The organism is Microbacterium sp. ISL-59, assembly GCF_018613945.1.
In the GTDB taxonomy this organism is placed as follows: domain Bacteria; phylum Actinomycetota; class Actinomycetes; order Actinomycetales; family Microbacteriaceae; genus Microbacterium; species Microbacterium oxydans_B.
This window is the reverse complement of sequence record NZ_JAGGPG010000002.1, coordinates 862,515-879,627: the sequence shown is the minus strand read 5'-3', so window position 1 is coordinate 879,627 and position 17,113 is coordinate 862,515. Positions and strand designations below refer to the sequence as shown.

17 protein-coding genes are annotated in these 17,113 nt (G+C 69.1%); 4 read left to right on the top strand and 13 right to left on the bottom strand.

What is annotated here, in order from left to right; genetic code table 11:
* Positions 1-333 precede the first annotated feature (333 nt).
* Both J7E45_RS08310 and J7E45_RS08305 read left to right on the top strand, forming a co-directional pair.
* Entirely contained in the window at positions 334-723 is a 390-nt protein-coding gene (locus J7E45_RS08310) for a metalloregulator ArsR/SmtB family transcription factor (protein WP_167633821.1), read from the top strand.
* 1 nt (position 724) lies between these two features.
* Complete coding sequence (locus tag J7E45_RS08305; protein ID WP_215068441.1) at positions 725-1,702, top strand: SRPBCC family protein; 978 nt, start codon at positions 725-727, stop codon at positions 1,700-1,702.
* A 93-nt stretch (positions 1,703-1,795) separates the two neighbouring features.
* On the opposite strand, the gene J7E45_RS08300 is transcribed toward J7E45_RS08305, so the two are convergent.
* From J7E45_RS08300 to J7E45_RS08275, 6 genes are all read right to left on the bottom strand, one after another.
* Complete coding sequence (locus J7E45_RS08300; protein ID WP_215068439.1) at positions 1,796-3,142, bottom strand: NtaA/DmoA family FMN-dependent monooxygenase; 1,347 nt, start codon at positions 3,140-3,142, stop codon at positions 1,796-1,798.
* A gap of 38 nt (positions 3,143-3,180) precedes the next feature.
* The gene (locus tag J7E45_RS08295; RefSeq protein WP_215068437.1) at positions 3,181-4,491 is read right to left on the bottom strand and encodes an acyl-CoA dehydrogenase family protein; all 1,311 of its coding nucleotides are present in this window, start codon (positions 4,489-4,491) and stop codon (positions 3,181-3,183) included.
* The gene (locus J7E45_RS08290; protein WP_215068435.1) at positions 4,488-6,149 is read right to left on the bottom strand and encodes an ABC transporter ATP-binding protein; all 1,662 of its coding nucleotides are present in this window, start codon (positions 6,147-6,149) and stop codon (positions 4,488-4,490) included. The genes J7E45_RS08295 and J7E45_RS08290 overlap by 4 nt, the downstream gene beginning before the upstream one ends.
* Complete coding sequence (locus tag J7E45_RS08285; protein ID WP_105710648.1) at positions 6,146-7,042, bottom strand: ABC transporter permease; 897 nt, start codon at positions 7,040-7,042, stop codon at positions 6,146-6,148. The genes J7E45_RS08290 and J7E45_RS08285 overlap by 4 nt, the downstream gene beginning before the upstream one ends.
* Positions 7,039-8,007, bottom strand: a complete 969-nt coding sequence (locus J7E45_RS08280; RefSeq protein ID WP_215068433.1) for an ABC transporter permease — start codon at positions 8,005-8,007, stop codon at positions 7,039-7,041. The genes J7E45_RS08285 and J7E45_RS08280 overlap by 4 nt, the downstream gene beginning before the upstream one ends.
* Positions 8,008-8,123: 116 nt before the next feature.
* Complete coding sequence (locus J7E45_RS08275) at positions 8,124-9,785, bottom strand: ABC transporter substrate-binding protein (protein ID WP_215068431.1); 1,662 nt, start codon at positions 9,783-9,785, stop codon at positions 8,124-8,126.
* Positions 9,786-9,980: 195 nt separating this feature from the next.
* Here J7E45_RS08275 and J7E45_RS08270 point away from each other — a divergent pair, with 195 nt between their 5' ends.
* On the top strand, positions 9,981-11,333 hold the full coding sequence (locus J7E45_RS08270) for an FAD-dependent oxidoreductase (protein ID WP_215068429.1): 1,353 nt from the start codon (positions 9,981-9,983) through the stop codon (positions 11,331-11,333).
* Positions 11,334-11,399: 66 nt separating this feature from the next.
* Here the strand turns inward: J7E45_RS08270 and J7E45_RS08265 are convergent, their stop codons facing one another.
* From J7E45_RS08265 to J7E45_RS08235, 7 genes are all read right to left on the bottom strand, one after another.
* Positions 11,400-12,137 carry a Pr6Pr family membrane protein gene (locus J7E45_RS08265; RefSeq protein ID WP_308162078.1) on the bottom strand — a complete coding sequence of 246 codons (738 nt, stop codon included), beginning with the start codon at positions 12,135-12,137 and terminating at the stop codon, positions 11,400-11,402.
* 120 nt (positions 12,138-12,257) lie between these two features.
* The gene (locus J7E45_RS08260) at positions 12,258-12,647 is read right to left on the bottom strand and encodes a DoxX family membrane protein (RefSeq protein ID WP_167633825.1); all 390 of its coding nucleotides are present in this window, start codon (positions 12,645-12,647) and stop codon (positions 12,258-12,260) included.
* A gap of 29 nt (positions 12,648-12,676) precedes the next feature.
* The gene (locus J7E45_RS08255) at positions 12,677-13,492 is read right to left on the bottom strand and encodes a ribonuclease H (protein ID WP_215068426.1); all 816 of its coding nucleotides are present in this window, start codon (positions 13,490-13,492) and stop codon (positions 12,677-12,679) included.
* A gap of 102 nt (positions 13,493-13,594) precedes the next feature.
* Positions 13,595-13,801 (bottom strand): hypothetical protein, encoded by a 207-nt coding sequence (locus J7E45_RS08250; protein ID WP_091032857.1) that lies wholly within the window; start codon positions 13,799-13,801, stop codon positions 13,595-13,597.
* Between the two features lie 83 nt (positions 13,802-13,884).
* Entirely contained in the window at positions 13,885-14,217 is a 333-nt protein-coding gene (locus tag J7E45_RS08245; RefSeq protein ID WP_091032854.1) for a hypothetical protein, read from the bottom strand.
* 49 nt (positions 14,218-14,266) lie between these two features.
* Positions 14,267-14,575: a protealysin inhibitor emfourin gene (locus J7E45_RS08240; RefSeq protein ID WP_215068424.1), complete on the bottom strand. Its 309-nt coding sequence runs from the start codon at positions 14,573-14,575 to the stop codon at positions 14,267-14,269.
* Positions 14,550-15,620 carry a M4 family metallopeptidase gene (locus J7E45_RS08235; RefSeq protein ID WP_251053518.1) on the bottom strand — a complete coding sequence of 357 codons (1,071 nt, stop codon included), beginning with the start codon at positions 15,618-15,620 and terminating at the stop codon, positions 14,550-14,552. The genes J7E45_RS08240 and J7E45_RS08235 overlap by 26 nt, the downstream gene beginning before the upstream one ends.
* Positions 15,621-15,835: 215 nt before the next feature.
* Between J7E45_RS08235 and J7E45_RS08230 the strand changes: the two genes are divergently transcribed.
* Positions 15,836-17,047, top strand: coding sequence for a hypothetical protein (locus tag J7E45_RS08230; protein ID WP_215068422.1), 1,212 nt, complete (start codon positions 15,836-15,838; stop codon positions 17,045-17,047).
* Positions 17,048-17,113: the final 66 nt, after the last annotated feature.

Here is a 17,113-nt window from a genome sequence, read left to right as displayed (position 1 = left end):
TCAGTGGAAGGACGGACGGCTACTCCTCAAGATCATCCACTTGGCGCCGTGGCCCGAGGATGATGACGAAGAGCGCGCGGTCGCCGAGCTTCGCGCCCTTCTCCAACCGTTCTTAAGAGAAGCCCGGAGCTCACTCGAGAAGCTGGAGGTCGACGACTGGATGTGCGCGCCTCCCGATATCGGCTATGAGATGAGATCGAGGTGCCATATCGGGGACGCAGCGTGAGCGATCTCTTCGATGTCGGTCAAGGCGTCTTGAGGTTGTGTGAGGCGTTCGCGAGTCCGACAGTTCCCTCTTGACATCCCCTCCACTCAGGCATAACGTACAACCAAATGGTTGCACAAAGAGAACTGAGCGAAGCGGAGGTCGACCGTGTCTTCCACGCACTGGCGACGTCGACCCGGCGCGACATCCTGCGCCGGACGATCGAGCGTGAGCAGTCGGTCTCGACCCTCGCCTCCGAATACGAGATGTCGTTCGCCGCGGTGCAGAAGCACGTCGCCGTGCTCGAGGCCGCGAACCTCATCGTCAAGCGCGCCGAGGGACGCGAGCGGCTCGTCCGCGCAAACCCCGAGATGATCGCCCGCGCCAGGGCGCTCCTCGCCCGATACGAAGAGCTGTGGCGGTCGCGCATCGCCCGACTCGACGACCTGCTGGCCGAGACGCCTCGGTCCGGCGCATCCGACAACAGCGACACCCCGAAGAACGAGCAAGGAGACTGAAATGCCTGTCACCGACGTCACCACCGATGCCGACAACCTCACGATGACCGTGGTCGCCGACTTCGCAGCCCCCATCGAGCGGGTCTGGAGCGCCTACAGCGATCCGCGCCAGCTCGAGCGCTTCTGGGGTCCTCCCGGATGGCCGGCCACCTTCACCGCCTGGGACCACACCGTCGGCGGACGCGCGGTCTACTCGATGAACGGCCCGCGCGGCGAGAAGTCATCCGGATCGTGGGAGTTCCTCTCCATCGATGCGCCGAACGGCTTCGAGGTGATCGACTCCTTCGTCGACGAGTCCGGCAAGCCGCTCGAGGGCTTCCCCGCGCAGCGGATGTCGTTCTCGTTCGAGCCCACCGCCGAGGGCACCCGCATGGTCACGACGAGCCACTTCGACTCGGTCGATGCACTGGAGCAGGTCGTCGAGATGGGCCAGGTCGAGGGCATCAAGATGGCGATGGCGCAGCTGGATGCCGTGCTGCAAGACCTCCGCGAATACGCGCAGGGCAAGGGCACCAGGGTCGAGCTGCTCGACGACACCCACGTGCGCATCACCCGTCTGGTCGAAGGGCCGCGTGAGCTGGTCTGGCGCGCGCACTTCGAGCCGGAGCTCATCCGCAAGTGGATGCTCGGCCCCGACGGCTGGGAGATGACGGAGTGCGTCGCCGCCACCGAGGTCGGCCAGTCGTACCGGAACTCCTGGGCGCCGGTCGGCGACACGGAGGGGGAGCCGTTCGGCTTCGAGGGGGAGGCGCTCCTGATCGACGCCCCGCGCCGCGCGGTCACCACCGAGCGGATGCAGGGCCTGCCGACTGAGACCCTCAACGATCTGAACCTGTATGAGGAGGACGGCGCGACCCTCGTCACGGTGCTCATCGAGTATCCCGACAAGGAGACGCGCGACATGATCCTCGCCACCGGCATGGCCGACGGCATGGAGTCGTCGTTCGCTCGCCTGGAGCGGGAGCTGCTCGCCGTCTGACCCCAGCACCGCGTTCACAACTCAGGAAAACCGGCCGGTCCGCCCAGGGATCGGCCGGTTTGCGAGTTAAGACTGAAAGTCTTCCTGAGTTGCTCACCGCACGGGTGAGGACACCTGCCATGCGGGGTGGGTCGGGTGCGGACGGGCTCCGGACCGGTCGCGCGACAGACGCTCCCGTAGCGTCTCCCCGTCGCGATAGCTCGATCGGGCGAGGCCGCGTCGCCGCAGCTCCGGCACGGCGAGCTCGATGAAGTCGCGCGCCGACTCGAAGCTCACATCCTGGCTCAGGTTGAAACCGTCGAGGTGGGCGTAGTCGGCGATCTGCTCGAGCCGGGTGGCGACCTGCACCGGGTCGCCGACGATCGACCAGTCACCTGCGATGCCCTTCCGTGAGCTCGCCGCCTTCGCGACGAGCTCGCCGACCGTCTGCCCCGGACGCCACTCCCGGATCAGCAGCCGGTACCCGTGATCCTCGCGTCGGATGATGTCTTCGACGAGCTCCGTCGGCTCGTAACGACTCAGGTCGGGGGTGCGGGCAGGTTGCGTGAGAGCCTCCCGGGGTGTGCGATATCGGGCGTAGTCCGCTGCCTTCTCGCGCGCCGCCTGCTCGGTTTCCGCGACGACGACGTGCGCGCCCGCGAGGAAGGAGATCGTGTCGGGATCGCGGCCGAACTCCGCCGCCTGCGCGCGGATCGCGTCGACGTTCGCACGGATGTCGTCGAGGGTCGATCCGCCGACGAACACGACCTCCGCGTGCTTCGCCGCGAAGGAAAGCCCCCGAAGCGAGCTGCCAGCCTGGAAGAGCACGGGCACGCGCTGGGAGCTGGGCGCGGTCAGGCTGGGGCCGGCCACACGGAACCGAGAGCCGACATGGTCGATGTAGCGCACGGCGTCCGGCTCGGCGTAGACGCGCCGGTCGCGGTCGGCGGTGATCGCGTCGTCATCCCACGACTGCAGCAGCAGGCGATACACGACTTCGAGGAACTCGTCGGCGATCTCATACCGGGCGTCGTGCTCGATCTGATCTGCGAGACCGAAGTTCCTCGCCGCGTTCGTGAGGTACGAGGTGACGATGTTCCAGCCGATGCGCCCATTCGACAGGTGATCGAGCGTGGCGAGCCGTCGCGCGAACGTGAAAGGAGGCTCGTAGGTCGTCGAGAACGTCGCGACCAGCCCGAGGTGGTCGGTAGCGTCCGCGAGCGCGCCCAGCACGATGAGGGGATCGAGCGCCGGGATCTGGAAACCTTCCCGCACGGCGGTGCCGAGTCCGTCGTCGAACACGTCGTACGCGCCGAGCACATCGGCGAGGAACAGCTCGTCGAACGTTCCGTACTCGAGCAGGGAGCCGAGCTCTCGCCAGAACCCGATGTCGGCGACGCGGTGACGCTGATCCAGCGGGTGCGCCCACAGCCCGTGCGACAGGTGCACGGGAGATGCCATCTCGAACAGGCTCAGGACGAGAGGCCGATCACGCTCGCTCACGCGGTGCCCTCGCTCTCCGAGACGGTCGCACTTTCGTCCGCGGCAGCGGCCGCGGCATCATCGGACGCAGCATCCTGCACGGCATCCGCTCCGCTCTCCCGCGCCTCACGCTCGGCGAACGGATCGGGCAGTGCATCGAAGAGCACCCGGTGCCCGACCGCGCGCTGTCGCGCGGCGATCGGGTTGTGCACGCCGATCGTCCGGGCGTTGCGCCAGTGCCTGTCGAGCGCTCGGCTCTGCGCGACGGATGACGATCCGCCGACGTCGAAGACATCCGTGGTCACCGACAGCACCAGGGGGATCACGGCGATCTGCGCCGAGTAGGCGGCAACGTCGGCCGCCTCGAAGGGCTCCCTCTCCGAGACGCCGTCCAGCGCAGCGCGGTACGCATCGTCGATCCGCTGTGCGGCGTGCAGCACGGCAGCCTCGGCCGCGAAGGCGGATCCCGCAGCTCTGCCGAGTACGGCCTGCGACAACGGGTCGTCCTGCGCCGCCGCCCCGCTGAGCAGTGGTCTCGTGCGAGAGCGCACGTAGTCCGCGGCATCGTCGACGGCCGCATGCCCGATGCCGGCCACCACGGCGAGAAGGAAGAGCTGGTAGAAGCCGGAGATGTAGCTCCGGTCGCGCGCTCCGGGCGAGTACACCGTGAGGTGTGCGGAATCGACCACGACCTCCGAGAAGGCGGTCGTCCCGGTTCCGGTCAGGCGCTGGCCGAACCCGACCCAGTCGTCGTGGATCGTGACGCCGGGGGCAGTCAGCGGAACCGCGATGGTGGCGTGATGGTCCTGGTATCGCGCGGTGACGTTCGCCCAGTCCGAGAAGATCGTGCCTGTGCTATAGTACTTCTCCCCGTTGAGCACCAGGGTGCCGTCATCCTTCTCGGTGATGACGGTGTTGCTCTCGGTCGGCGCCCCGCTGCCCGGCTCACTCTGTGCATTGCCGACGACCACGCCGGCGACGGCCTGCTCCCCCCAATGCCGGCGGTACTCCGGATCCTCATGCGTGAGTCGCACCTCGAGGAAGGCGAAGTGTCCGCGCCAGATGTGGGCGACGTTGGAGTCGGCTCTGGCGAGTTCGATGAGCAGACGGAAGAGGTCCACCGCGGATGCCCCGTCGCCGCCGTACTCCTCGGGCACGCGGACGGCCCCGAATCCGGCATCCCGCAGCAGCCGGATCTGTTCGAAGGGGAGCGTGCGGTTGATCTCCCGGTCCGTCGCGCCGGAGGCGATCTCGGCGAACACCGGACGGAACCGTTCGGCGAGGCGCTGGTAGGTGCTGACCGGTGCGGTCGATGTGGGGGCGGTCATATGGTGCTTCCAATCGTGGGGGAGATGGGCGGGGGAGCGCCGTGGATACGCGGGATAGCTGCGAGGAGCTCTTTCGTGTAATCGGCCTGCGGGCGGTCGAAGACGTTCGACACCGAGTCGTGCTCGACGACCTTGCCGTTCTTCAACACGAGCACTTCATCGCTGATCGCGTTCACGACGCCGAGATCATGCGAGATCAGCAAGAGGGCGACCTGCGTCTCCTGCTGGATGCGGACGAGGAGATCGAGGATCTGCGCCTGGATCGACACGTCCAGAGCCGACACCGGCTCGTCGCCGACGATGATCGTCGGTTCCAGGGCGAGAGCGCGGGCGATCGCGACGCGCTGGCGCTGTCCACCCGACAGCTGCAGCGGTCGCCGATCGAGCAGCTGCGCGCTCAGCTCGACGTGGTCGAGAAGCTCACGGACGCGCAGCCGACGGCCGGTGCGATCGTGGCGGCCGAGCACCCCGACCGCCTCGGTCAGGATCCGATCGATCGAATGCCGGGGATCGAATGAGCTCAGCGGGTCCTGATACACGGCCTGGATGCGCTGACGGAGAGCGGATCGCTCGCGTCGCTCGACATCCGCCCAGCGGGTGCCGACGACTCGGACCTCTCCGGTATCCGCTCTCTCCTGGCCCAACAGGATGCGGCCCGCCGTGGTCTTGCCCGATCCGGACTCTCCGACAAGCCCCAGCGTGCGACCCGGGTGCAGGGCGAAGGAGACATCGTCGAGCGCCCGCAGCTCGGATCCGCCCGGAAGGCGGAACGTGCGGCTGATGTGGTCCACTTGCGCCACGGCGACGGAGGCCGAGGGGCCCGGCCCGGTTTCGGGTGCGGCACGATCCACGACGGTCGCGGCCCGCCGGGGGCGGTGTGAGGGGATCGAGGCGATGAGCCGGCGGGTGTAGGGGTGTTCGGCTGCGGCGAACACGTCGGCGGTCGTGCCGGTCTCGACGATCGTTCCGTCCTTCATCACGATCACGCGGTCGGCGATCTGCGAGACGACGGCGAGATCGTGGGTGATCAGCAGGAGCGTGCGCCCCTGTTCCTTGAACTGTTCGAGCAGGCGGAGGATCTGCGCCTGCACGGTCACATCGAGCGCGGTCGTCGCTTCGTCGAGGATGAGGAACGGCGGCCGTGCCGCGATGGCACTGGCGATCAGGGCACGCTGGCGCAGGCCTCCGGAGAGCTCGTGGGGGCGCTGGTGGCGTCTCAGCTCCGGCTCGGGCACTCCCACGTCTCGCAGCAGCGCGTGCACTTCCTCGCGCCGACGCGAGGCGTCCCATGCGAAGTGCTCGCGCAGCGGCTCCTCGATCTCCCGGCCGATCGTCCGGAGGGGGTCCAGCGAGACGAGCGCGTCCTGGAGGACGAACCCGATCTCGCCTCCGCGGATGCCGCGCCAGGTCCGCTTCGAGGCCGTCCGGAGATCGTGGTCGCCGAAGCGCAGCGTACTCGCGCTCACGCCGCTGTCCGGGCCGGTGAGCCCGACGAGCGTGCGTGCCGTGACGCTCTTGCCGGAGCCGGATTCGCCGACGATCGCGAGGGTCTCGCCGGCGTCGATCGAGAACGAGATCCCGTGGACGACGTCGAGGCGATCCGCGTGGCCACCGAACGCGATACGCAGGCCGGCGACTTCGAGAAGGGGTCGGCTCATCGCTTTCCCTCCAGACGTCGCTGCAGTGTTCGGCCGATCGTGGTCGTGGAGACGACCAGAGCGGTGATCGTCAGCCCGGGGAAGATGCCGTACCACCAGGCTCGCTCGAGGAAGTTGCGTGAGATCGACAGCATCGATCCCCACTCCGGGGTGGGGGGTGCGACGCCGAGACCGAGGAACGTGAGCGCCGCTCCGGCGAGGGTCGCCGTACCGACGCCGATCGTCGCGAGCACGAGCACCGGGCGGATCGCATTGGGCAGCACATGGTGCAGAGCGATCCGCGTGGGGCTGAGACCGATGCCGCGCGCAGCCTCGACATAGCCCGCATTGCGGATGGCGAGGGTCTGGCCGCGGACGAGTCGGGCGTAGCTGGGGATTCCCGCGATGCCGATCGCGAGCAGAGTGTTGAGCAGCCCTCCGCCGAAGATCGAGATGATGAGCAGAGCGAGCAGCAGCTCGGGGAACGCGAGCGACACATCGGTCACGCGCATCAGCAGAGCATCCAGGAACCGATTGCCGAGTCCGGCGGCGAGCCCGATCAGGCTTCCGATCCCCAGCGCGATGATCGTCGCGCCGATGCCGAGGAACAGCGCCGGCTGGGCGCCGTAGATGATGCGGCTGAGCACATCGCGTCCGGCTTCGTCGGTACCGAGCAGATGAGCGATGCTCGGCGGCGCGAGGACGTTCGAGGTGTCGGTCGACAGCGGATCGAAGGGGGCGAGGGTGGCGGGTGCGATGGCCGCGACCACGACGACGGCGAAGAAGGCGACGGAGATCCAGAAACCGACCGGGTATCCGCGAAGGGCGCGCCGCCGGGGGCGCTGTTCGTCCACGGGGGTGGTCGGCATCTGCTCGAGGACGAGACTGGGTCGGGCGAGTTCTGTCACGCTCATGCGTGTGCCTCCGTTCGGATGCGCGGGTCGATGAGCGGGTAGAGCAGGTCGACGATGAAGTTGACGCCGACGTAGGCGGTCGCGGCCAGGAGCACGAGTCCGAGAACGAGCGGGACATCGCTCGCATTCGCGGCCGTCACCAGGACGCGGCCGATGCCCTGCCGGCTGAAGAGCGTCTCCGCGATCACCGCACCCCCGAGCAGGCCCCCGATCAGGAAGCCGGAGAGCGTGCTGAGGGGGATCAGCGCATGGCGCAGCGCGTGACGGAGCCGCACGGTCACCTCGCTCACTCCGCGTGTGCGCGCGGTGATGATGAACGGCTCGTCGAGGGCGTCCTCCAATGCCCCGCGGAAGACCTGGATGAGAGCGGGAGCAGTGCTCAGACCGATCATCAGCGCCGGGAGCACCAGGGTCGCGGGGCCGTCGCTGCCGACGGACGGCAGCAGGTGCAGGGAGTAGGAGAAGATCGTCAGCAGCACGATGCCGATCCAGAATCCCGGTGCCGACAGGAAGAAGATCTCGACGACCGACGAGACACGGTGCGGGATCGGACGCTTCGCGGTGAGCAGCGCGACGGCGACGGTGAGGACGATCGTGACGACCGCTGCTGCTCCGGAGAGCTGCAGCGTCGGGCCGAGCTGCTCCCCGATGATGTCGACGACCGGAAGGTCGCGCTGATACGAGGTGCCGAGGTCTCCGGTGAGAAGCCGTCCGAGGTAAGTGCCGTACTGCACCCAGAGCGGCTGATCGAAACCGTATTGCTCGCGGATCGCCGCTTCTTGATCGACGGTGAGGCTGACCTCCGCGCCGCCGACGACGGCATAGACCCGGTCTCCAGGGAGCACGTAGAGGGCCACGAAGGCGAGGCTGATGGCGCCGAAGAGCACTCCGATGCCGGCGAGGGCGCGCAGCGCCGCATGGCGCAGATACCCGGCCACGTGGTGGGCGGTTCGTGTCGAGGTCATGGGGCTCCGGGGGATGGTCGCCGGCGGAAGGTCAGGGGTGATGGGCACGGGATGCTGCCGGAGGATCGTCGTGTGATCCGGCGGCAGCATCCCGGCGGGGGGCTGACGGGTTCCGGTCAGGAACCTGCGCCCTCCTTCCAGGTGTTGTAGAACCAGAGGTTGCCGTAGGCGCGGTCGAATGCGAGACCGTGCATGCTGTCCTGCGACGAGACCAGCGAGGGGCGGTAGTACAGCGGGATCGAGGGGACGATCTCGGTCAGGCGCTCCTGTGCCTGTGCGTACAGATCCGCGATCTCGTCGGCGTCGGTCGATGCCCGTGCCGCCGCGACGAGTTCATCGAGTTCCGCATCGGCGGTGTTGGTCTGGTTGGTCCCACGGCGCTCAGGCGTCGTGACCTCGGTCGAGCTGTACTTGATGAACAGCACGTCGGCGGTGTTCGTGGTCCAGATGCCGGCGCTGATGTCCTGCTCGCCTGCTGCGACGCGGGCCTGCTGATCTTCGGACGAGAGCAGATCGATCTGCACCTCGACACCGATTTCCTTGAGCTGGTCCTGGACGATCTCGAGGATCTGGTTGGCCTGCGTCACGTCGCCCGTCGTGGGGAAGTAGAGCGACAGGCGCTCGCCGTCCTTCGTGCGGAATCCGTCGGAGTCGACCTCGGACCAGCCGGCGTCGTCGAGGATCTCGTTGGCCTGATCGACGTCGTAGGTGAACGTGGCGGTGCTGTTCTCGGCGTAGTTCGGCGTCGAAGGAACGAGGAAGCCGTCCGCCACCGTCCACTGCCCGAACGAGACCGCGTCGATGATCGCCTTGCGGTCGAGGCCGGCGAAGATCGCCTGCCGCACCGCCTGGTCGTCGAGAGGAGCATTGTTCTCGTTGAGCCACAGCGAATACGGGTGGCCGGGACGGTCGAACTTGGTGAACTCGAGGCTGTCGTTGCTCAGCACCGATTCCACGCTCTGCGGCGGAGTCCAGTCGATGACATCGAAGTCGCCGGCCACCAGGCCGTTGTAGCGCACGCTGTCTTCGGCGACGAAGCTGATCTCGATGCCGTCGAGGTAGGCGGCGCCCGTCCTCCCGGCATCCGACTCCGGCGCCCAGGCGTAGTCGTCGTTGCGCTCGAGAGTGAGGGACTCGTCCGCCCGCCAGTCGACGACCTCGAACGGTCCTGTGCCGATCGGGTGATCGACGATCGTCTCGGGCGCCTCGGTGAGCTGCTTCCCCGAGATGATGCTCAGGTAAGCCTGCGAGAGCACGTTGATGAGTGCGGAGTACGGCTCGGAGAGGGTGATCTCCAGGGTCAGGTCGTCGATGGGCTTCGAGCTCTCGTAGGGCCCGAGGTACGACGCCTGCAGCGGCGCCGCCGTCGCAGGATCGAAGATGTGCTCGATGTTCTGCTGCACGACCTCGGCGGTGAGCGGCGAGTCGTCCTGGAACGTGATGTCGGGTCGCAGGTGGATCGTGTACACGCGGCCGTCGTCGGAGAGGTCGTACGACTCGGCCAGCAAGCCCTCGAAGGTGCCGTCCTCCTTCTGCCAGAACAGAGTGTCGAAGATCGCACGGAAGATGAGCGGGTCATTCGAGTTCCCCTGCTGGTGGGGGTCGAGGTTGGTCGGCGCCCAGGCGTTGAGAGCGACCTTGAGTGTTCCTCCCGCTTCGGGCTCGTCACTGTTGGTGGGGCCGGGGGAGCCACCGGTGCTCGTCGAGCAGGCGGCGAGCGTGATGGTGAGCACGGTCGCCGCGATCGCTCCGAGCAACCGATTTCGGGATGCCTTCATGGCCTCTCCTTGCTGTGTGGGGGTCTTGGTGGTGAAACGCTATGTGAGGTGCGAGAACCGGTCGGCGGGGGAGTCGAGGGGTTACCGGCGGTTACGCCGGGTTACCCGCGCCGTCGTTCTGTGTCGCATCGGCGGAGGGTCCAGACCGCTCGGCGGGATCGAGAACCGCCCGGCTCGGGATAAAGTGGCGACACGATGAGGATCACGCGCCGCACTCTGCTCCTCGGCGCCGGAGCCGGCGTCGCTTCGGTGCTTCTCGCCTCCTGCACCCCCGAACCCGCGCCCACGCCGACGCCCACGCGCACCCGCGAACCCGAGCCTCCGCCCGGAGTTCCCGCGCCGGCCGGCAGCGTCCGCAGCACCTGGAGCACCGACCCGTTCGCCCTCGGCGCCGCCAGCTTCACCCCCGTCGGGGTCGTCGCCGGCACCCGCACCGCGCTGGGTCTGCCCATCGATGACCGCGTGTTCTTCGCCGGTGAAGCGACCGATGAGGATGCTCCCGGCACGGTGCGCGGGGCGATCGCCTCGGGTGCGCGCGCCGCGGAAGAGCTCATGATCCCGGGCAGCTCCGGCGAGCGGGTCGCCGTCGTCGGCGCCGGCCTCGCGGGCGCCACGGCTGCGGCACTGCTCGCCGAACGCGGCGTGCAGGTGACCGTGTTCGAGGCGCGCGACCGCGTGGGCGGACGCGTCCACTCGCAGGTCGACGACTCGTGGCCGGTGCCAGTGCAGCTCGGCGCCTGGCTCTTCGGCGAAGACGATTCCGAGGTCCTCGATCAGTTGACCAGCGGCGATGTCGGCATCGACGAGCTGACCGGCGAGGTCTGGCGCACACCGGATGCCGACATCGACCCGGTCGACCCGCAGCCGTTCACCGCGGCGATGACGACCGCGCAGGCGGCCCCCGAGGATTCCTCGGTCGCCGACGCCCTGACCGCGGCGGGCGTCGATCCCGCCGACCCCGCGACCGCCGCCCTGCTCGCGATCCTCGCCACCCGCACGGGAGCCGATGCCGACGCACTCTCCAGCTGGCTGGCCCCGCCGCTGCCGACCGGTGAGCCGAAGGCAGCCCGCGACGATCTCACTCCGTTCGTGGAACACGCGCTCGACGGTGTGCAGGTCGGACTGAGCTCCCCGGTCGCTCGCATCGCGTACGACGACTCCGGCGTCAGCGTGCGCCTCGGCACCGGTGAGGCCCTGTCGTTCGACCGGGTCGTCGTGACGGTGCCGCTGGGCGTGCTCCAGAAGCGCAGCATCGAGTTCGACCCTGCGCTCCCGTTCTCGCAGCGCGGCGCGATCGCCGCCCTCGGCATGGGCGCGATCGAGACCGTCTGGCTGCGGTGGGACGAGCCGTTCTGGCAGAGCGAGGAGTCGATCTGGCACGCCGTGGGTGCCGATGTGCTGATCCCGACCTGGATCAACCTGCAGCCATCCACAGGAGAGAACGTGCTCGTGGGCCTCGTCGGAGGAACCGCTGCCGCGGACTTCGCCGCCCTCGACGAGAAGGCGGCTCTCGAAGCCGCCCTCGCCTCGCTCACGCTCTGGATCTGACCGCCGTCGTCGTCGGCGCCGGTTCCACGGTCGCCGCGCCGTCCGGCGCCGCGCCGTCCGACGCGCCTAGCTCCGCGCGGTCGCCGTCTCCCGAGCGGATTCCTCCGGCACCTGCTCGCCATCGACGGCGGGCGAGCCGTCCGGTTCGTCGGGGTCGTCGTCCGCATCCGTCCGCAGCCGTCTCGGCAGCGGCATCCGGCTGATGAGCACGAGCACGGTCGAGACCACGGCGAAGCTGCCGAGCGCGATCGCCGCCGAGGCGAGGAACTCCAGCGGCCCGCTCACCTGTCGCGGGTCGAGGAAGTAATAGGGGTACCAGCCGATCATCGGCCCGCGGATCATCGTCGCAATCCCCCACAGCACCGGGTAGGCGAGCGTCACCGGGACCACCCGCCACGGCACCGATCGGTGGCCGGGCGCCAGGGCCCACGCCGCCACCGTCAGCGCTGGCAGCCAGAAGTGCAGCACCTGATCCGACCACGGCACATCGATGCGGATGCCGCGGAGTCCGGCCTGCCAGACGAGGATCGCGAAGACCAGTCCGGCGGTGATCGTCCAGGTCAGCACGAGTGCCAGTGCCACCGTGAGCCACCGCGGATCCCGCGCCGTGCGCAGAGCGATCACCCCCGCGATCGTCAGCAGCACGACGAACGCGATGTTGGACTGGTTGGTCAGATAGGCGAAGAAGTTCTGGCTCGCGATCGTGTGCGACGCGAGCCCCCAGCTCAGTCGATGGATGAGCGCCACGAGGCAGATGGCGGCAGCGCCGAGGCGGAGCAGGCCGAAGACGGTACGCGCCTTCACCGCTGCGTCACCCGCCTTTTCCTCATCCGCCGAGTCTACGGATCGGACCTCCGAGGTTCCGTCGCGCGGAGGCCCGTCCTGTCAGTTGTGGATCCGTGCTGGTGACCCTGTGTCGGCGTGTCAGCGTCGGGGTTCGCGGGTCGACCACAGTGCCAGTGCGACGAGCAGTGGCTGGAAGAACAGCCGGACGAAACGCTTCATGTCCGTGTCGAGGCCGAAGCCGTCACGGTGGTGCATCCACTGCGCCACGTTGCCGGGGAACACGGCGACGAAGAACAGCGCGGCGATCGTGCCGACCGTGCGCCGACGGCGTCGCGCCAGCAGCAGGGCAGAGCCGAGCGCGACCTCGGCCACGCCAGAGGCGAGCACGGTCGTATCAGGGTCGAGCGGGAGCGACTCCGGAACCTGGGCCTGGAACTCCTCACGAGCCACCGTGAGGTGCGAGACGCCCGCGAAGACGAGGGAGGCGCCGAGGAAGATGCGGCCGATAGTGCGGGCAGGAGTCGACATGGGGCGAGTTTACGCCTCGGCCACCACGCTCAGATCAGGCGGCGGAGCGCTTCTTCGAGCGAGACGCCCTGGGCCTCGGCGCGGTCGCGCAGGCGGGCGTGCTCGTCGGAGGAAAGGGGGATCCGCAGCTCGATCGGGTCGTCGTCGGGGGCGTTCAGGCCGTCGAGCAGATCGGATGCCTCGGCCCAGAGCGGCTCGGCGACCGAGGCGGCCGCGGCCGGAGAAGGGGCGGATGCTGCCGCGGTCGAGCGGGCGCGGTCCTCGGTCGTGACCGCACTCGCGCCCGCGGAACTCGCCCCGGCGGCCACGGAACCGGCCGATGCGGACGACGCGGATGCGGCGACGGACGCGGATCCGGATACGGCGGCCCCGGCATCCGTTCCCATCGTGAAGCCCGGTCCTCGTCGCGGTTCCTGCTTCGCCTGGTAGGCCTTGGCGGCGGCGTTCGCGCGTTCGTCGGCCGCCTCGTTGAGCGGGTGTCCGGCGTGCCCCTTGACCCAGGAGAACTCGACGTCGCGGCCGCGGATCGCCTCGTCGATGCCCTCGAGCAGGTCGCGGTTGAGCACGGGCCCGCCGTCGGACTTGCGCCAGCCCTTGCGCTTCCAGCCCGGCATCCACTTGGTCACGGAGTCGATCACGTAGCGGCTGTCGCACTCGATCATCAGCTTCTCGTCGGTGCCGGCCGTCGCGAGCAGCAGTTCGAGCACGGCGCGCAGCTCGCCCTGGTTGTTGGTGCCGTGCGGGGAACCGCCGGCTGCCCAGTTCGCGTCGTCGATGTACCAGGCCCAGCCGTTGGGGCCGGGGTTGCCCAGGGCGGAGCCGTCTGCGGCGGCGGTGATCGTCATTCCTCAACCGTAGCCGCGCGGCCCTTCGTCGATTCGCACGCGGGTCGCAGGGAATCGATGGTTGCGCTGCGTCGCGGTGGCGAAACTGCGACGTGGTGCAGGTCAGTCCTCTTCGGCCTCGGGGGCGGGAGGTGCGACCGGGAACAGCACCGAGCTCAGGTCACCGCTGGTCTCCGCGCCGAGGCCGATCGACAGCGGATCGACGACGGGCGCCGTGTCGAGCACATCCGCCTCCGTGCGCTCGATCGGCTCAGAGGGCAGCACCCACTGGTTCTCTTGTTCTTCCGGCTTCTGCTGGAACAGTCCCATGGTCTCCATTGTGAACCTGCCCGGCGGCGACGGGGTCGGATTCACACCGGATTGATCGGGAGCGGCGGGATCGAGGCGTCGCCTCAGGATGACGCGCGACGGAAGGTGAAGTACCCCGAGACGCCGCCGTGATTCACGACACCGGTCCCCGTGCTCAGCACGCGTTCCGATGTCGTCGCCCCGGACCCGACGAACGCGTATCCCGTGTGCTCGAGTCGCCAGCCGACGCGCTCCACCTCGCCGAGGAAGTAGCCGACGCTCTCGTTCTGCAGGTACTCGTTCGCCGCGGAACCCCACGATGACGGGACTCCGGTGAGGCGGCTGACCTCGACGTGCAGGTGCAGCAGCAGGTCGCCGCGGGCGTGGGCCTCACGCGCCGCGCCGAGCAGTCTTTCGGCTTCCTCCGCCGTCAGCATGGTTCTCCTGTCGAGTGGTGTCGTGTCGTGCTAACCCGGTTTCGCGGGTTCAGCGTCGCGCAGCCGTACGCACCGCTTCGACGAGCGTGCGCCAGGGGCCGTCGAGGGCGGAGTCGGGCAGGTCGCGTTCCCGGCGCTCCGAGGGTGTGCGGGCTCGGATGCTCCAGACGTACCGGTCAGCGCCGGTGCCGGCATCAAACTCCTCGTCCCACGGGCAGCCGTCGATGAGGTCGATCCACTCCCCGGCGTCGTCGGGCTGTGCTTCCACCCGCCACTGACGACGGATGCCCGCGATGCCGCCGGTGCGCACCACCGCGATCACGACGTGCGTGTCAGTCGGTGGAGGGGACTCGCTCATCCTCATAGACTCCCACGGCACTCCAGGCGCGTCGAGCCGCTTCGGCCGAGGCATCGTCGAGCGCGGTGGCGGCGGCGACCGTGGCGTCGGCGAACTCCGTGAAGGTCGCCGTGCTCGACAGGCCGCCGGTGAGAGCCCGGTACCAGACCGTGCCCGCCCGCTCCCAGGCGTTGCCACCGAGGTCGGTCGCGAACAGGGCGAAGGCGCGGTTGGGGATGCCGGAGTTGATGTGCACCCCGCCGTTGTCTTCGGTCGTGCGCACGAAGCCGCTCATGTGGTCGGGCTGGGGGTCTTTGCCGAGCTCGTCGTCGTCGTAGGCGGTGCCGGGCGCGATCATCGAGCGCAGCGCCGCACCCTCGACCGCGTCGGTGAAGATCTCGGCGCCGATGAGCCAGGTCGCCTGGTCGGCGGTCTGGCCGAGGGCGTACTGCTCGGTCAGCGCGCCGAACACGTCGGCGATGGACTCGTTCAGCGCCCCGGGCTGCCCCTGGTATTCGAGGTTCGCGGTGTGCTGCACGACGCCGTGCGCGAGCTCGTGGCCGATGACGGTGAGCGATCCCGTGAACCCCTGGAACACCTCGCCGTCGCCGTCTCCGAACACCATCCGCTCGCCGTCCCAGAACGCGTTGTCGTAGTCGACGCCGTAGTGCACGGTCGCGTCGAGCGGGGCGCCGGCGTCGTCGAGGGAGTTGCGCTGGAACGCGGCCAGCAGCATCTCGAACGTGGCGCCGAGCCCATCGAACGCTTCGTTGACCGCGGTGTCTTCCACCGGGGCATCGTCTTCGCCGCGCACCACGGCTCCGGGTAGCTGCTGCGTGTTGCCGGCATCGCTGATCGTGCGGTTGGGAGCATCCGAGAGCTGGGCGACGAGGTCGCCGTTCTCGTCGATCGAGAGGTCGATGCGGGCGCGGAAGGGCGGTCGACCCGACGTGAGCGTCTGCCGCGCGGCGGCTGCGGCCTTGGGGAAACGCCCCGATTCGGCCAGTCGCGCGAGCAGATAGGAGGGGACCACTCCATGACTTTCTCCGGATGCTGTGCTGCTCATGCTGCGACCCTACGCCGGGGCGCTGACGTTCGGGCTGACTGCCCGTGGGCATGACGCGAAATGAAGGAGATCGCGTGCTTCGAAGGACGCTTCCGCCCCACCGCTCCTTCGTTCCGTGTTTTCTCCTCCATTCCGTGCGCCTCGGGCGAGGAGGCCGAGGCCGCAACATCCACCGACTTGATAACGAGAATCGTTCTCAATAGGGTGAGAACGTCATGAACCCTCCTCTCCGCCGAACCGCATCCGTCGCCGCCGCGCTCACGCTGTTGCTCGCGTCCACCGCCTGTGCCCGGGCCGCCCCGCCCGCGCCCGCCGCAACCGCTCCCGACGCGCACGGCATCGACGCGGGTGGCGCGGCCGAGGTGGCCTCTCCCGCCCGCGCCCTCGTTATCGCCGACCGGCGCGGCGAGCTCACGCTCCTCGACCTCGCCACCGAAGCGCGCACGACACTCGCGTCAGGCCGCAGCGGCATCACCGGTCTCTTCGGCGACGGCCGTCTCGTCTACCGCGCGCACGACACGGAGGGCGGCACCGCGGTCGAGGTGTTCGACTCCGCGCGCTGGACCGTGCCGCACGGCGATCACACGCACTCCTTCCGTGGCGCCCCGCAGACGCGTGGAACCCTCGAGGGCGAGGGAGACGTCACGGTCGTCGCCGGTGAACAGCGGGCGACCGTCGCCTTCGCGGGCGGGGAACTGGTCCTGCTCGCCCACGACGCTCTCGCCGAGGGGCTCGATGCCGCCCCGCGTGTGACCGTCGATGCCGCCGGCCCCGTCGCCCCACTCGCCGGACACCTGCTCGTACCCACCGCGGGGGCGACGATCGAGCTGCTCGACCCCGCCGGCGACCGCGTCCCGGATGCAGCAGTCGCGTGCGCCGATCCCCGCGACGTCGACCTCACCCGCGTCGGCGCCGTCTTCTCGTGCGCCGAGGGGGCCGTGCTCTTCAGCCGCGAGGTCGGCGGCACCATCGCCGCCGAGGCCATCCCGTACCCCGCGAACGCCCTCCTGGCGGGCAGTCTCTCCGGCCGCGCCGACCGCCCCGACCTCGCCGGAGTCGCGGGCGAGCAGGGTGCCTGGCTACTCGACGTGCGGCAGCGGCAGTGGATGCTGCTCCCCTCGGATGTGCCCCTGCTGCAGGCCGCCGCCCTCGGTGACGACGACAGTCGCACGGTCGCGATCGATGCCGACGGTCGCGTCCGCGTGCTCGCCCCGGACGGCACCGTGTTGGCCCGCACGGAACAACTGCTGGCGGCATCCGTCACCGACCCCGCCCTGCGCGACCGCGTGCAGCTGCTCGTCGACGCCCAGCACGCCTACGTGAGCGACCCGGCGACCGGTGCCGTGCACGAGATCGACCACGGCGACGGCACGGTCACCCGAACCTTCGCCGACCTCGACCCCTGGTCCGTGCAGCAGGTCGGCTGAGCCCTCGACGACTCCGGTCGTCGCCGCGCATCCCGCGCACCCACCCAGAAGAAAGAGAGACGATCC

Excerpts from the sequence above, each read along its gene's own strand:
- J7E45_RS08260 (WP_167633825.1), bottom strand. The coding sequence starts at position 12,647 with ATGTCGACTCCTGCCCGCACTATCGGCCGCATCTTCCTCGGCGCCTCC.
- J7E45_RS08240 (WP_215068424.1), bottom strand. The coding sequence starts at position 14,575 with ATGAGCGAGTCCCCTCCACCGACTGACACGCACGTCGTGATCGCGGTG.
- J7E45_RS08250 (WP_091032857.1), bottom strand. The coding sequence starts at position 13,801 with ATGGGACTGTTCCAGCAGAAGCCGGAAGAACAAGAGAACCAGTGGGTG.
- J7E45_RS08290 (WP_215068435.1), bottom strand. The coding sequence starts at position 6,149 with ATGAGCCGACCCCTTCTCGAAGTCGCCGGCCTGCGTATCGCGTTCGGT.
- J7E45_RS08270 (WP_215068429.1), top strand. The coding sequence starts at position 9,981 with ATGAGGATCACGCGCCGCACTCTGCTCCTCGGCGCCGGAGCCGGCGTC.
- J7E45_RS08235 (WP_251053518.1), bottom strand. The coding sequence starts at position 15,620 with ATGAGCAGCACAGCATCCGGAGAAAGTCATGGAGTGGTCCCCTCCTAT.
- J7E45_RS08305 (WP_215068441.1), top strand. The coding sequence starts at position 725 with ATGCCTGTCACCGACGTCACCACCGATGCCGACAACCTCACGATGACC.
- J7E45_RS08255 (WP_215068426.1), bottom strand. The coding sequence starts at position 13,492 with ATGACGATCACCGCCGCCGCAGACGGCTCCGCCCTGGGCAACCCCGGC.
- J7E45_RS08295 (WP_215068437.1), bottom strand. The coding sequence starts at position 4,491 with ATGACCGCCCCCACATCGACCGCACCGGTCAGCACCTACCAGCGCCTC.
- J7E45_RS08275 (WP_215068431.1), bottom strand. The coding sequence starts at position 9,785 with ATGAAGGCATCCCGAAATCGGTTGCTCGGAGCGATCGCGGCGACCGTG.
- J7E45_RS08285 (WP_105710648.1), bottom strand. The coding sequence starts at position 7,042 with ATGAGCGTGACAGAACTCGCCCGACCCAGTCTCGTCCTCGAGCAGATG.
- J7E45_RS08300 (WP_215068439.1), bottom strand. The coding sequence starts at position 3,142 with ATGGCATCTCCCGTGCACCTGTCGCACGGGCTGTGGGCGCACCCGCTG.
- J7E45_RS08310 (WP_167633821.1), top strand. The coding sequence starts at position 334 with ATGGTTGCACAAAGAGAACTGAGCGAAGCGGAGGTCGACCGTGTCTTC.
- J7E45_RS08280 (WP_215068433.1), bottom strand. The coding sequence starts at position 8,007 with ATGACCTCGACACGAACCGCCCACCACGTGGCCGGGTATCTGCGCCAT.
- J7E45_RS08230 (WP_215068422.1), top strand. The coding sequence starts at position 15,836 with ATGAACCCTCCTCTCCGCCGAACCGCATCCGTCGCCGCCGCGCTCACG.
- J7E45_RS08245 (WP_091032854.1), bottom strand. The coding sequence starts at position 14,217 with ATGCTGACGGCGGAGGAAGCCGAAAGACTGCTCGGCGCGGCGCGTGAG.